Genomic DNA, 13,742 nt, shown 5'->3' on the forward strand with positions numbered 1-13,742 from the left:
GCAATGACGGTCTCGCAATGACGGTCTGGACCAGTGCTACGGCTTCTGCTTCTCCAACTTCGTCAGCGTGCCGGTGCCGTTCGTCTCGGTCGCTGTATAACTCACCCTGTCGCCGGCATGGACGGCGTCCAGCATTGCAGCGTCCTTCGCCTTGTACTCCTGGAGCGCACCGGCGCTGCCTGAGCTGGCGCCGACCGTGCCTTTCTGCGTCTGCTGGATCGAGATCGTGCCATTGAGCCGATCGATCCGCGTGATCATTCCGGTCATGTCGTCGGCAAAGGCGCTGGATGCGAGCATGGTGATGACCGCAGCGCCGGCGAAGATGAATTTCATTGTTCCCATCGAGGCCTCCGGATGTCCTGGATTGGATGTCTTGGATTGACTTCGACAAGACATCCTAGAGCGATTTGGTTCCGCCAGTTAGCGCGGCGAAAGGTTAACGATCGCGCTGATATCACGGGAACTTTGGTGAGCCGTCAGCGCGGTTGACGCTATTCCATTTCCTGCTGGATCACGCGCCCGAGCGCGAACATGCGCTGGTCGATCGTGGTCGGAACCTCGCAGACGAATCGCACCACTTTGTGACGATCCTCGAAAATGCGGGTCTTCCAGATCAGTTCGTTGCTGAGCGCCTCGACCTTGGCATCGTCGCGCGGCGTTGCGCCCTGGAGCGACTGGAGCGCCAGCGTCTCCTCGCGGATCTTGTCGGCGGCCTCGCGCTGCTTGCGGCTGACGCGTTCGAGCCCATTCATCACCTGGGAGCGTTGGGCGTTGAGCGTGTCGAACAGGCCGGCGAACAGCAGTTTGGCATTCGCCGTCTTGTCGGACGCGGCGGAGGCGGCCAGAAACTCCTTCACCGACTTCTCGGCCTCGTCGAGCGGCGTCTTGCGCGCCGACAGCTTTGCGACCAGCGCGCTGATCTTGGCATCGTCCTTCCATTTGTTCTGGACGTCGTCGAGCGGCGGGCCGGCCCAGACGGCCGCCAGCGAAATCTCCGGCACCTTGGCCTGGGTGCAGGGCCAGTCCGGGTAGCGCGGATCGACCGCGCGCGCGGCCGTGCTCGACAGCGCAATTGCCATGGCAGCCAGGACCAGAACCTTCATCCTTCGCCTCCCGCAGGCCCGCGTCGCGCCAGCCCGCGCGACGGATCATAGGCGAAAATCGCACCGATCATGAAGACGATTGTGCAGATCGCGACCACCGCCAGCGAGACCCAGTTGATCTGTCCATACAGCGCAAATCGTATCAGCTCGACCGCATGAGTGAACGGATTGGCCTCGCAGAGATAATACAGGTAAGGGCTGCCCTCCTGCACCCGCCAGAGCGGATAAAGCGCGGAGGAGGCGAAGAACATCGGGAAAATAACAAAATTCATCACGCCGGCGAAATTTTCCAGCTGCTTGATGCCAGAGGAAATCAGCATGCCGAGCGAGCCCAGCATCAGCCCGGACAGGATCAGCGCCGGCAGCACGGTGAGATAGCCCGATGGGGGCGGGGTGATGTCCCAGAACCAGGCGATCAAGAGGAATGCATAGACCTGGAGCAGCGACACCGCTGTGCCCGCGAGCAGCTTGCAGAACAGCAGGAACCCGCGTGGCAGCGGGCTGACCAGCAGCGTGCGCATATTGCCCATCTCGCGGTCATAGACCATCGAGAGCGAGGACTGCATGCCGTTGAAGAGCTGGATCATCGCCATCAGTCCGGGCGCGATATAGACCTCATAGAGGATGTAGGTCTCGTAGGGCGGGATGATGGAGATGCCGAGCACCTGGCGGAAGCCGGCGGCGAAGATGAACAGCCACACCAAAGGCCGCACCAGAGCCGAGACGAAGCGCTCGCGCTGATGCAGGAAGCGCAGCCCCTCGCGCCAGACGATGCCGGTGAGGCAGGTCATGTACTCGGCGAACGAGAAGCCGCGCGGCGCTTCGCGCGTGGTGATGCTGCTCATGCGCCGCCTCCCGGCATGGTTTGCACGCCGGTCAGGCGCATGAAGGCGGTGTTGACGTCCTGCGCGCCAGCTTCTGTGACGACGCGGCTCATCGGGCCCTGCGCCAGCACCTTGCCCTGGTGCAGCACCACAAGATCGTCATCGGGCATGATCTCGTCGAACAAGTGCGTGGCCCAGAGCACGCCAATGCCTTGCTCGGTCACGAGCTGGCGGACATGGCCGATGATGTCGGCGCGCGCCTTGACATCGAGGCGACGGTCGGCTCGTCCAACAACAGCAGCCGCGGCCGGTGCAATAGCGCCCGTGCGATCTCGAGCCGCCGCATCTGCCCGCCCGAGAGATCGCGCACCTTGCTGCCGGCGCGCTCTTCGAGCCCGATACGCCCGAGCAGCTCGGCGCTACGTGCAGCCGCCTCGCGCCGGCTGATGCCGTGCAGCGCGGCGTGATAGAGCAGGTTCTGCGTCAGCGAGAGGTCGAGATCGAGCGTGCGCGGCTGGAACACGACACCGAGCAGCCGCAGCGCCTCGCCGGGGCTCTTGCTGATGTCGTGACCGAAGATGCCGATGCGCCCGGCCCGGATGCCGAACAGGCGCGTGATGAGCGAGAACAGCGTGCTCTTGCCGGCGCCGTTGAGGCCGAGCAGCGCCGTGAAGCTCGCCGGCTGCACGTTGAAGGAGACGTCGGTCAGCGCCCGCCGCGGCCCGTAAGAATGGCTGACGCCATCAATCGACAGCGCCGGCACCGCGGCCGCTTCCGGCCTCGGTGTCTCGCGCGGCTCAGCGGTGGGGGCAGGGCTGGTCATGGCGCGATCGCGACGCCCCAGGGCAGTTCGCCCACCTGAATGGTCTTGATCACTTTTTGCGCGGCGACGTCGATGACGGACACATCGTTCGACACGCCGTTGGTGGTGAGCAGGTATTTTTCATCCGGCGTGAACGCCATGTGCCAGACCCGCTGCCCGACCAGCAGATATTTCGTCACCTTGCGCGTGGCGACGTCGACCACGGCGATGCGGTTGGCCGGACCGAGCGCGATGAAGGCGGTCTTGTCGTCCTTAGTCATGCCGATGCCGACCGGCTGGATCGCCTCTTTCCGCAGGCCCGGGATCTCGAAAGTGACCTTGCCAATCACCTCGTGCTTCCCGGGATCGATGATCGAGACGGTGCCGCCAATCTCCGAAGACACCCACAGTTCCGAACTGTCATGCTTGAACTCGGCAAAGCGCGGCCGCGCATCGACCAGCACGTTGGCAACGATCTGGCGCGAGGATGTGTCGATGAAATGCGCCATGTTGGTCGTCTCGGACGTGTTGATCAGCGTCTTGCCGTCGGGGCTGATGGTCATGCCCTCGGGCTCGACGCCGACCTGGATGTCGCTAAGCCGGGCGCGCTTCTCGAGGTCGATCACGGTCACCGTGTTGTCGTTCTCGTTGGCGACGTAGAGGACCTTTCCGGCGGCATCCTGGGCAAACAATTCCGGGTCGGGGCCGGAGGGCAGGCTGTCCACCACGCTTTGCGTCTTGGCGTCGATCACTTGGATGGTGTCGTCGTCGCCGACCGCGACCATCACGAACTTGCCGTCGCGGGTGAAATCGATGCCGCGCGGACGCTGGCCGACCTTGATGGTCTTGGTCACGGTCCAGCTGTCGGTATCGATCACCGACACCGTGTTGCTCTTCTCGTTCGAGACATAGGCGATGAACGCATGCGCGGGCGCTGTGACAAGCGCTAGAGCCACAAGCAACGCAGCCCCCAGCATGCGTGACATCTGTCCGCGGGCTGGCTTCACCTCCCCCGCTTGCGGGGGAGGTCGTATCGCATCGTGAGATGCGATACGGGAGAGGGCTCGCTCCGCTTGGGGAGTCTTCTTCGTGGCGACACCCTCTCCCCAACCCTCCCCCGCAAGCGGGGGAGGGGGCGCAGCGTCGTCGCGGTGGCAGCTCCAACTCATCTCACAGTGCTCATTTCAGCTTGCATTTGCTCTCCGGACGGTCGTAGCCGAGCGTGTCGAGCTCGGAGACTTGGTGCAGGAAACCCTCTTGCGGCGACACCGACACCACCATGCGGCCGTCGACCAGCAGGATCGGCTGGCGAAGCTGGAGATTCCAGTCGCGCAAGGTGAGCCGCGTGCCCTTGAAGGCGGCGACCGAGAAATCCGGGCCCTTGATGAAGTCGGCGACCTTCTTGACGTCGCCGGAATTGGTGCGCGAGGTGGCTTCGCCGATCATGCGCACCGCGGTCCAGGCCTGCATGTCGAGCGCGGTCATGCGCCGCGAATTCAGCTTGACGAAGCGGTTCTGCATCTGGATCGCGCCCCACTGGTCCTGCGCGGCGTCCCAGCTGCGCGGCACAAGTCCGGCCGAGCCCGCGACGGGGCGCGGATCCCAGGTGCGATAGGGCAGATAGGCGCCGAATACCTCGCTCTCGTCGGCGACGACGAGCACGTCATACGCCGGGGCCTGCTGCGTGAACACCGGCATCTGGCGCTGGATCAGCGTCACGCCGGAGTCAGTCCGGCGCGCGCCGCCTTTGTCCTCGAAGGTGCGCTCTTGCACGATCTTGGCGCCGAACCGCGTTGCGGTGCGCCGGAGCGCATCGGCGAACAGCTTGTCCTCGTCATGCGAGCCGACCACGAGCAGCCAGCGTTTCCACTGCTTCCACACCAGATATTGCCCGAGCGCATCCGCCAGCATCGCGCGCGTCGGGGCGGTGTGGATGACATTGGCGCGGCAATCGGTCTCGCGCAGCCGCTCGTCGATTGCGCCGACGTTGAACAGCAGCGTGCCGCGATCGCGCAGGGCATCCGAGACTTTCAGCAGCGCATCGGCCGGCAGGTCGGCGATGACGAAGCCGTTCTTCTCGGCGAGCGTGGTCGCGGCCTGGACCGGATCCTCACCTTCCTTGATGCGGCGCTCCTCCAGCGTAAAGCGCTGGCCCAGGAATTTTCCGGTGGTGTTGTTGTCCTCGATGGCGAGACGAGCGCCGGCGATGCCGTCATTCTCCGCGGGTTGCTCGACCAGCGACAGCGTCGATCTGGTGCCGGCGACGCCGAGATAGCCGACGCCGATCGCGACAGGGTCCGCCGCGAGCGCGCTCGTTGCGGCAACACCCAAGCCGATCAGGCCGACCAACCATCGGATCATGTTTCCTCCGGACGATCTCTCCGGCTTGACCGCCGTTGGAGAATTGTCTCTGCTAAAGCATGACCAATTTGTCAGGGCATGCAACCCCGCATTTCGTCCTCGCGCGCATGGGGACTGGAATCACGATCGTGCGAGCGCTGATATGTCTGGCCGCTTTGCTATTGACCGGATCGGTCGCGCTCGCCGACCCGCCGAAACTGGCGGTGTTCGATTTCGAGCTGATCGACACCAGCCTGCCTGGCGAATTCTACGGCTCGAGGCCCGAGCTGGCGCGACTGGAGCGCATCAGCGAGCAGCTGCGCAAGGAGCTGGCTGATTCAGGCAGGTTCCAGGTGCTCGACATCGCCCCAATCAGGGATGCCGCCCGTCACGCGAACTTACAGGCTTGCGGCGGCTGCGACCTCAAGCTCGCCGGGCAGCTCGGCGCCGATTTGGAGATCACCGGCCTTGTGCAGAAAGTCTCGAACCTGATCATCAACCTGAACATCTATCTGCGCGACGTGAAGACCGGCACCATGATCACGGTCGCCAGCGCCGACATGCGCGGCAACAGCGATGAATCCTGGACGCGCACGATGAGCTATCTGATCCGCAACCGCTTGCTGGCCCCGAATTACGGCAAGCCGGAGTAGGGCGCTTACCCTCCCCCTCCAGGGAGGGTAAGAGAGCTCACCCCTTCAATCTCTCCGCATGCCAGTGCAGGTGATCGCTCATGAAGGTCGAGATGAAATAATAGCTGTGGTCGTAGCCCGCCTGACGCCGCAGCGTCAGCGGGATGCTCGCCTTTGTGCAGGCGGCTTCAAGCAGCTCCGGCTTGAGCTGCTCTTTCAGGAAATTGTCGGCCTCACCGACGTCGACCAGGAAGCCGGAGAATTTCGCGCCGTCCTCGATCAGCGCCACCGTGTCGTGGCTGCGCCAGCTATCCTTGTTTGACCCGAGATAACCGGTCAGCGCCTTGATGCCCCAGGGCACGAGCGAGGGCGCGACGATCGGGGCGAAGGCGCTTGCCGCGCGGTAGCGGTGCGGATTGCGCAGCGCCACCGTCAGCGCGCCGTGGCCGCCCATCGAATGGCCCATCACCGATTGCCGCTTGGCATCGACCGGAAAGTTCTCCGCCACCAGCTTCGGCAGCTCGTCGGTGACGTAGCTCCACATGCGATAGTTGCGTGCAAACGGCTCCTGCGTCGCGTCGACGTAGAAGCCGGCGCCCAGGCCGAAATCATAGGCGTTGTTGGCATCACCAGGCACGTCGGGCCCGCGCGGCGAGGTGTCGGGCGCGACGAAGATCAGGCCGAGCTCGGCGCAGGCTTTGCGGAATTCGCCCTTCTCGGTGACATTGGCATGCGTGCAGGTGAGCCCGGAGAGGTACCAGACCACGGGCAGCTTGGCGCCGTCGGCATGCGGGGGGACATAGACCGAGAACACCATGTCGGTTCCGGTCGCCTGGCTCGCATGGCGGTAGACGCCCTGCACGCCGCCATAGGATTTGTTCGTCGAGACAGTCTGAATCGTCATGCCCAAAAGCTCCGTGGCATCTCACCACATCAAGATTGCAACGCTTGTGTGACCGAAATTTGTGGCGATGTCAGGCAACGCCGCTGTCGATCGCCAGCCGCACCAGCTCGACCGAGGTCTTCACCCCGAGCTTCTGTCGCATGATCGACGACGTGTTGGCCACCGTCTTGTAGGACGATTGCACCAGCCAGGCGATCTCGGACAGGCTTTTTCCGGCGCTGAGCAGCCGCAGGATTTCCATCTCGCGCGCGTTCAGCTTCGAAAGCGGGCTTTGCGCCAGCGTCGGTCCCGCAAAGGCAATGCTGCGCGCGATCGCGCTCGGCAGATAGGTGCCGCCGCCGCCGACGGCGCGGATCGCCTCGACGAGGTCGTCGGGGTCGCCGGTCTTGGAGACGTAGCCCTTGGCGCCGCATTCGATCGCGCGCGCGGCAAAGGCAGGGTCGTCGTTCATGCTGAACATGATGATGCGGGCCTCCGGCGCGCGCTCGAGGATGCGGCGCGCGAGCTCGAAGCCGGAGACGGTCGGCAGGTTGATGTCGATGATGCAGAGGTCGGGGCGCTCGACGATGAAGACGCACTCGCCGTCTTCGGCATCGGCGGCCTCCAAAATCTCGATCTCGCCCTCGTCGGCCAGCACGGCACGGCAGCCGGAGGCGACGATGGGATGATCGTCGACGATCAGAATGCGCATAGGCGTTCCCCGCGACAGCCTCGGCCTGTTTTGCGCCGCATGAAGCCGACCAGGCAAGACGCGCGCGTCTCATGTCGCCTCATGCAACCCGGCCGGGATTGCTGTACGCTTCCGATTAGATATCCGCCGCTTCGCCTCTGTCAACGTCATCGGACAGGCGCGGGCAAAACCTTCGCGGGGCACGAGCGATACCAATGTGGCAAAATCTATCCTTGCGCGGGCGCATCAACCTGTTGCTGGCGCTGCTGCTGGCACTCGGGCTCGCGGTCAATATCGGCCGCCAGGTTGCGGAGGCGGGGCCGCGCGTGCAGGCCGAGGACCAGAGCGTGATCCGGCTCGCGCGCGAGTTCATCGAAATGATCGTGGCGGACCTGAACGAGGCGCCCGATCCGGACGCCCGGCTGAACCAGATCGCGCGCGATCTCAGCCGTCTGCGCCATGTCAGCATCGCGCTACGGGATGCCGGGGGAAATCCGCTGACACCGCCCCGGGCCGACGCTGATGCCGACACGCGCGGGCCGCCGGCCTGGTTCGTCAGCCTGGTTCATCCCGAGCAGACCGCGGTCAGCGTGCCCGTCTCGATCCATGGCAGGCCCGGCTCGCTCGTGATCACCTCACATCCGAACGACGAGATTGCCGAAATCTGGGACAGCATCGTGACCCAGCTCGAGGTCGGCTCGGTCATCGCGGTCGTGCTGTTCCTGGTGATGATGAATGTCGTCGGCCGGGCGCTGGTGCCGCTCCAGTCGTTGGCCGAGACGATGGCCGAGATCGAGGGCGGGCATTATGACGCGCGGGTCACGCCGGGTGGTGCGCCCGAGCTCGCCGCGATCTGCGGCAAGCTCAATCATCTCGCGGCAGCGCTCGGAGAGGCGGTGGAGGACAAGCGGCGGCTTGCCGAGCGTGCAGTGTCGCTCCAGGACGTCGAGCGCAAGGAGATCGCGCGCGAGCTGCATGACGAGTTCGGGCCGTATCTGTTCTCGCTGCGCGCCCATGCCAGCGCGCTGGCGAAGCTGGCGGACGGACGCGCGCCGAGTGCGGAGGCCGTCCGAAAGCACGGCAGCGCCTTGCTGGAGCAGATCAATGCGCTCCAGCAGTTCACCCGCCGCGTGCTGGAGCGACTGCGGCCCGTCGGCCTTGCCGAGCTTGGCCTGCGCCAGGCGCTCGAATCGCTGTCGCGGCTATGGCGGGAGTCGCATCCCGAGGTCACGATCGAGACCTCGATCTCGCCCGCGCTGGGCACGACCGGCGAGACCGCCGACCTTACCATCTACCGCATTGTGCAGGAGGCGCTCACCAACGTGTTCCGCCATGCCGGCGCGACCTCGGTCAACGTCGTCATTGAACCGGCGGAGCACGCGACGCGCGATGGCCGCGTCTGCGCCCGGGTGCGGGTCAGCGACAATGGCCGCGGCATGGAGCCGGGGCAGAAGCTCGGTTTCGGCCTCGTCGGCATGCGCGAGCGGATCCTGGCGCTGGGCGGCACGCTCAATGTCGTCTCTGGCGAGAGCGGTTTGACCGTCGAGGCGCTGGTTCCGACGGCGGCGGCCTGATCGGGCCCGAAACAATCGGGAAAAACTCCCGATTTGGTCGGGAAAACGGGTGCGGATATCTCCCGATCTTTTGTGGCTGGCGCACCCATCGCGGCCGAATAAACTCGTCTCGACCAAACGGCGAAAATCAAAACAGCCGGTGGTCACGGATGGGAAGGCGGGGATGGGCAAGGGTCTTTGGTTCAAGCGTCGTTTGTTGATGGCCTCGCTGTCGACGGGGCTGATGTCGGGATTGGTCTTTGCAGGCCCTGCCGGGGCGGCGCAGGACGAGGAGACCAACGTTCAGAACCTGCCGCCGGTCGAGGTGACCGCACCACCGCCATCGACGGCGAGGCGCACTGCGCCGTCGCGACCGGTCGCGCGGGTGGGGGCGCCGTCGTCCGCGAGCCCCAGGACACGCATTTACGTCTATCCGACCGCGCCGGGCACCGGCCGGGGTCTCGATGTCGACAAGGTCCCGTCGGCGGTCAATGCCGTCGATGCCAGCCAGATCAAGCGCACCGGCTCGCTGAACGTCACCGATGCGCTGCGCGACAACATCGCCGGCGTCAACATCAGCGAAGTCACAGGCAATCCGTTTCAGCCCGACGTCGAGTTCCGCGGCTTTGTCGCTTCCCCCGTCACCGGCACGCCGCAAGGCCTTGCCGTGTACCAGAACGGTGTCCGCATCAACGAAGCCTTCTCCGACGCCGTCAATTGGGACCTGATCCCCACCGCCGCGATCAGGTCGGTGACGCTGGTGACCAACAACCCCGCTTTCGGCCTCAACGCGCTGGGCGGCGCCATCAATCTGCAGATGAAGGACGGCTTCACCTATCAGGGTGCGGAGCTCGATGTCATGGGCGGCTCGTTCGGCCGCATCCAAGGCGCGGCGCAATGGGGCAAGCAGGTCGACAAGAATTTTGGCGTCTATGCCGCGCTCGAAGGCTTGCACGACAACGGTTTCCGCAATTTCTCCCGATCGGACGTGCGGCGCTTCTACGGCGATGTCGGCTACAAGGCGGGCGACAGTGAATTCCACGCCAACATGGGCGTCGCCAAGAACGATTTCGGCGCCAGCGCCACCGTTCCGGCCGAACTGCTCGACAAATATTGGGGCGCGACCTACACCACACCGCAGACCACGAGCAATCGCGTCGGCTATCTCAACCTCACCGGCAAGGTCGATGCGACGCCGACCTGGACGCTCGAAGGCACCGCCCATGTGCGCCGCTACGAGCAGAAGCTCGTCGATGGCAATCCGACCGATGTGCAGGAATGTGCCATTGCAGGGCTGCTGTGCTTCGGCGACGATACGACGCCGGCGAACGGCACGAACGGTCTTCAGCTCGCCAATCCCTTTGCTTCGGGGACTATCCTCGGCGAGATCGACCGGAGCACGATAAGGTCGACCACCCTCGGCGTGTCGGGGCAGGCCACCAACACCGATCAACTGTTCGGCCACGACAACCGCTTCGTGATGGGCGCAACCTACGACGCCAGTGTCACGCGCTATACTGCGACCGCCGAGATCGGCTCGATCGGAGAAAACTACGTCGTCAGCGGCAGCGGCGTCTTCTTGGGAGCGACCGGCACGCCAGACCCGGTTGCCGGTCCTGTCTCGCTGCGGACCGTCAACCAGTATAACGGCATCTACGCGATGGATACGTTCAACGTCACGGACGCCTTCGCCGTCACCGGCGGCGGCCGCTTCAACGTGGCGCGCATCACGCTGGAAGATCAGCTCGGGACCAACCTCAACGGCGATCACACCTTCACCCGGTTCAATCCGGTGATCGGCGGCACCTACAAGATCACGCCCGAGCTGACCGCCTATGCCGGCTATTCCGAGGCCAATCGCGTGCCGACGCCGCTCGAGCTCGGTTGTGCCGATCCAGCCCGTCCCTGCCTGCTTGCGGCGTTTCTCGTCTCCGACCCGCCGCTGAAGCAGGTCGTGTCGAAGACCGTGGAAGCGGGCCTGCGCGGTACCAAGGAGCTGAACATCGGCACGCTCGGCTGGAAGATCGGCGGCTTCCGCGCCACCAACTATGACGACATTGTCGCGGTACCCGCCGTCGGGCGTACCGGCTTCGGCTATTTTTCCAATGTCGGCCGGACGCGCCGGCAGGGGTTCGAAGCCGAAGTCAACATCAAGTCTCCCACGCTCCAGTTTCAGGCGAGCTACGCCTTCCTCGACGCGCGCTTCCTTGACCCGCTGGAACTCGGCTCGGAGAGCCCGTTCAGGGATCCTGTCACCGAGACCATCCAGGTCTCGCCCGGCAACCAAATCCCCGCGATCCCGCGCCACCGCGTCAAGGTCGGCGTCGACTACGCCGTGACCGACGTCTGGAAGGTCGGCGGCAACGCGCTGTTCGTCTCCAGCCAGTATCTGGTCGGCGACGAGTCCAACCAATATGCGAAGCTGCCTTCTTATACGGTCTTCAATCTCCACACCTCCTACCAGGTGACGAAGAACGTCCAGCTCTACGGCCGCGTCGACAACATCTTCGACAAGCGTTACGCGACCTACGGCCAGTTCTTCGACCGCGAAGCCTTGCCCAACTTCACCAATGGCGGCGCAGAATTCACCGACCCGCGCTCGCTCAGCCCGGCACGGCCAAGGGCGTTCTATGCAGGCATGCGGGTGACGTTCTAGGCGTGCTCGGCGCACTGCCTTCCGCTACGGCCTGAGGCGGACTCGCACCGGCGCTGCGTCATGTCTGCTTTATCCAAAGCAGACGCGTGAGCTTCGGCAAACTAAATCGGACGCGTTCGGATATCAGTGCTAAACACGGGGATGATGAAATTCCTTATGGTCGCGCTGGTCACCACATTTCCGGTCCTCGCTCAAGTCAGCTCCACTCAAAAGCCGCCGCTTACCGATCGCGAACAGGTTAAGGTTGACCGCGCGAAAGCGGCCGAGGCCGAGAAGAGTGCGCCCACAACGCGGCCTTGGGATCGTGACGCCGACGGCAAGCGCCCCTGGGATCAAAAGCCCTTGAAGCCCTGACAGAACAATGTCGCGCCCGCGCCATGCGCTCGAACTCCGTTCGATGCTTCTGGAGATAGCTGAAGGCCTGCTTCTGCGTGTTGAATGTCGTCGCGAGCCGGCACGTCTGCCGATTTGCGCCGGACGCGAGCAAGAAAGTGATGATTCCGCAGTCTGGCTTGATTCTAGGCACGATCTGCACTTTTCGGCATGTGATCGGCCCCTTTAAGTTTCGTCGTTGGCCTTAAAGGCAATTTTCGCGCCGGCGTCTTGAACGCTTCTTGGGCGCCGGCAAAGCTATTCGAGGCGCTTCGCGCGCCTCTGTCGACATGCACGCAAGACGTTATCGATTGACAGCGCTGGACGAGAGTGGTCACGTGGATGCCACCAAGCTGCATCGCTGTGACAAGCAGATCGGCTCAGCCGCGACGAATGTCGCCGCCACTATCCTCAAAAGTCGCAATGAAGCTCCTGCGCAATTGGCTGCCAGCAGGACGTGTCGCATCCGCAGCCCTGAGCGAGGAAGATCAATTGCACGTACTTGTCAGAGACAACAACGTCGAGCAGGCACTTCGTGTTCTCAAGAAGAAGATGCAACGCGAGGGCGTCTTCCGGGAAATGAAGCAGCGGCGTTCCTACGAAAAGCCGTCCGAGAGAAAGACCCGCGAGAAATCTGAAGCCATTCGCCGGGCCCGCAAGCTCGCTCGGAAGCAGGCGATCCGAGAGGGCTTGCTGCCCGCGCCGCCGAAAAAGAAACCGTTTGAGCGCAAGCCACCCTTGCCCGAGATCAAGGCACGGGCGGAATAGAGAGCGCCGTCATTGCCGTCGGGCTATGGTCTGAAATCGATGCCTCGCAGCACAATGCCCGGCGGCGTGCCTTCGAACTCTGTCGCGCGATATTTGCTGGCCGCTCGAGCTTCGATGCGATCCCGCAGGCGCGTGAATTGGGCTTCCCGCTGCTCGGGTCGGACTTGCGGCCCGCGCTCGAGATAGTCCATCGCAGAGGTGGAGATCGCGCAAGGAATCTCCCTGGCACCGTCATGCATCGAGAACCGGACGATCATCCGGTCGTATTCGTGGCTGATAAAGCGGCCGCTGGTCAATGTCATGGCTTGCTCCGTTACCTGATTGCGACCCGGCACGATCGTGCCTCCAATCATCGCCCGCGACGGGCCGCCCGCTTCCCGGTCGCCCGAGCATGGCACGCGTCGCGAATGCAGGCGGCCGTCGTTCGCCTCAGCCCTCCCCCGAGAGCCGGGCGAAATCGTCGAACAGTGCTGCCACCAGCGCGCGATGGCGCGTATCCTCGGCAGGCAGACTCGCAGCATAGAGGTTGAGCAGATGGCGCGCCTTCACTGCCGCCTCCGGCCAGGACGCGGCAGGCACCGTCATCATGCGGTTTTCGAGATCGGCTTCGCGCTCGCGCAGCTCGCGGAGATTGGCCTCGACGTCAGCTAACGCGCGGCGCAGGTCGGTCGCCTTCTGCGCGGCCATGCCGCGATGCTTGTCGAGATCGACAGTGTGGTCAGTCATGGGCGGATGCTCGCATCCGCGGCTTGCGCGTTCGCAAGATCGATCGAGGCGATCGACAGCATCTCCGTGGTGCCGCAAGCGCCTTCGGCGGGCACGGTGATCATCGTGGCAATGCGGCGATAGGCCGAGAAGGTCAGGCCCTCGATCGTCTCCTCGTCGGTGACGACCTCATAGGCGCCGGCCGGCAAGACGCGCTCGATGCCGCGGATGCGGAACGGATGCTTGAAGTTGACGGTTTCTCGCCGCGAACGGATGGTCATGCACGCCTGCCTTTCGCAAGTGAAGCCCCAACCGATGCTGGCTGTCGCGACCATGCGCCCTTCGCGCGGCAATAGCCAGCGCTATCGTGACCCGCCGGCAAACGAAGATGTCACAGCCGTCGCCCGTGCGGC

Annotated in this window: 15 protein-coding genes and 1 pseudogene; 5 read left to right on the forward strand and 11 right to left on the reverse strand. The window is 64.2% G+C overall.

The window, feature by feature from the left end:
* Nucleotides 1-36: 36 nt before the first annotated feature.
* The 6 genes and pseudogenes from CWO91_RS00450 to CWO91_RS00475 all read right to left on the reverse strand — a co-directional run bounded on the left by CWO91_RS00450 (nucleotide 37) and on the right by CWO91_RS00475 (nucleotide 5,090).
* Nucleotides 37-342 carry a copper-binding protein gene (locus CWO91_RS00450; RefSeq protein ID WP_130211769.1) on the reverse strand — a complete coding sequence of 102 codons (306 nt, stop codon included), beginning with the start codon at nucleotides 340-342 and terminating at the stop codon, nucleotides 37-39.
* A 149-nt stretch (nucleotides 343-491) separates the two neighbouring features.
* On the reverse strand, nucleotides 492-1,103 hold the full coding sequence (locus CWO91_RS00455) for a hypothetical protein (protein WP_130211770.1): 612 nt from the start codon (nucleotides 1,101-1,103) through the stop codon (nucleotides 492-494).
* Nucleotides 1,100-1,948: an ABC transporter permease gene (locus CWO91_RS00460; protein ID WP_130211771.1), complete on the reverse strand. Its 849-nt coding sequence runs from the start codon at nucleotides 1,946-1,948 to the stop codon at nucleotides 1,100-1,102. The genes CWO91_RS00455 and CWO91_RS00460 overlap by 4 nt, the downstream gene beginning before the upstream one ends.
* Nucleotides 1,945-2,750: pseudogene (locus CWO91_RS00465) on the reverse strand (ABC transporter ATP-binding protein). The gene CWO91_RS00460 and the pseudogene CWO91_RS00465 overlap by 4 nt, the downstream one beginning before the upstream one ends.
* Nucleotides 2,747-3,715, reverse strand: coding sequence for a YVTN family beta-propeller repeat protein (locus CWO91_RS00470; RefSeq protein ID WP_130211799.1), 969 nt, complete (start codon nucleotides 3,713-3,715; stop codon nucleotides 2,747-2,749). Before CWO91_RS00470 ends, CWO91_RS00465 begins: the two are co-directional and overlap by 4 nt.
* Before the next feature lie 193 nt (nucleotides 3,716-3,908).
* Nucleotides 3,909-5,090 (reverse strand): ABC transporter substrate-binding protein, encoded by a 1,182-nt coding sequence (locus CWO91_RS00475; RefSeq protein WP_130211772.1) that lies wholly within the window; start codon nucleotides 5,088-5,090, stop codon nucleotides 3,909-3,911.
* A gap of 59 nt (nucleotides 5,091-5,149) precedes the next feature.
* Here CWO91_RS00475 and CWO91_RS00480 point away from each other — a divergent pair, with 59 nt between their 5' ends.
* On the forward strand, nucleotides 5,150-5,722 hold the full coding sequence (locus CWO91_RS00480; RefSeq protein WP_130211773.1) for a DUF3280 domain-containing protein: 573 nt from the start codon (nucleotides 5,150-5,152) through the stop codon (nucleotides 5,720-5,722).
* 37 nt (nucleotides 5,723-5,759) lie between these two features.
* Here the strand turns inward: CWO91_RS00480 and fghA are convergent, their stop codons facing one another.
* Complete coding sequence (gene fghA / locus CWO91_RS00485) at nucleotides 5,760-6,605, reverse strand: S-formylglutathione hydrolase (RefSeq protein WP_130211774.1); 846 nt, start codon at nucleotides 6,603-6,605, stop codon at nucleotides 5,760-5,762.
* Nucleotides 6,606-6,675: 70 nt separating this feature from the next.
* Entirely contained in the window at nucleotides 6,676-7,296 is a 621-nt protein-coding gene (locus tag CWO91_RS00490; RefSeq protein WP_018320706.1) for a response regulator, read from the reverse strand.
* A gap of 194 nt (nucleotides 7,297-7,490) precedes the next feature.
* Here CWO91_RS00490 and CWO91_RS00495 point away from each other — a divergent pair, with 194 nt between their 5' ends.
* The 4 genes from CWO91_RS00495 (at nucleotide 7,491) to rpsU (ending at nucleotide 12,624) form a co-directional block, all read left to right on the forward strand.
* On the forward strand, nucleotides 7,491-8,849 hold the full coding sequence (locus CWO91_RS00495; protein WP_130211775.1) for a histidine kinase: 1,359 nt from the start codon (nucleotides 7,491-7,493) through the stop codon (nucleotides 8,847-8,849).
* A gap of 163 nt (nucleotides 8,850-9,012) precedes the next feature.
* Nucleotides 9,013-11,484, forward strand: a complete 2,472-nt coding sequence (locus CWO91_RS00500) for a TonB-dependent receptor (protein WP_208752960.1) — start codon at nucleotides 9,013-9,015, stop codon at nucleotides 11,482-11,484.
* 156 nt (nucleotides 11,485-11,640) lie between these two features.
* Nucleotides 11,641-11,838: a hypothetical protein gene (locus tag CWO91_RS00505; RefSeq protein ID WP_245471080.1), complete on the forward strand. Its 198-nt coding sequence runs from the start codon at nucleotides 11,641-11,643 to the stop codon at nucleotides 11,836-11,838.
* A 510-nt stretch (nucleotides 11,839-12,348) separates the two neighbouring features.
* A complete protein-coding gene (gene rpsU / locus CWO91_RS00515; protein WP_027572522.1) occupies nucleotides 12,349-12,624 on the forward strand; it encodes a 30S ribosomal protein S21 in 276 nt (91 codons plus the stop codon).
* A 23-nt stretch (nucleotides 12,625-12,647) separates the two neighbouring features.
* On the opposite strand, the gene CWO91_RS00520 is transcribed toward rpsU, so the two are convergent.
* The 3 genes from CWO91_RS00520 to CWO91_RS00530 form a co-directional block, all read right to left on the reverse strand.
* On the reverse strand, nucleotides 12,648-12,926 hold the full coding sequence (locus tag CWO91_RS00520) for a DUF1488 domain-containing protein (protein WP_130211800.1): 279 nt from the start codon (nucleotides 12,924-12,926) through the stop codon (nucleotides 12,648-12,650).
* A gap of 127 nt (nucleotides 12,927-13,053) precedes the next feature.
* Complete coding sequence (locus tag CWO91_RS00525; protein ID WP_130211778.1) at nucleotides 13,054-13,350, reverse strand: hypothetical protein; 297 nt, start codon at nucleotides 13,348-13,350, stop codon at nucleotides 13,054-13,056.
* Complete coding sequence (locus tag CWO91_RS00530) at nucleotides 13,347-13,610, reverse strand: hypothetical protein (protein ID WP_130211779.1); 264 nt, start codon at nucleotides 13,608-13,610, stop codon at nucleotides 13,347-13,349. Before CWO91_RS00530 ends, CWO91_RS00525 begins: the two co-directional genes overlap by 4 nt.
* Between the last annotated feature and the right edge of the window lie 132 nt (nucleotides 13,611-13,742).

This window comes from Bradyrhizobium genosp. SA-3, assembly GCF_004212635.1.
Classification (GTDB): domain Bacteria; phylum Pseudomonadota; class Alphaproteobacteria; order Rhizobiales; family Xanthobacteraceae; genus Bradyrhizobium.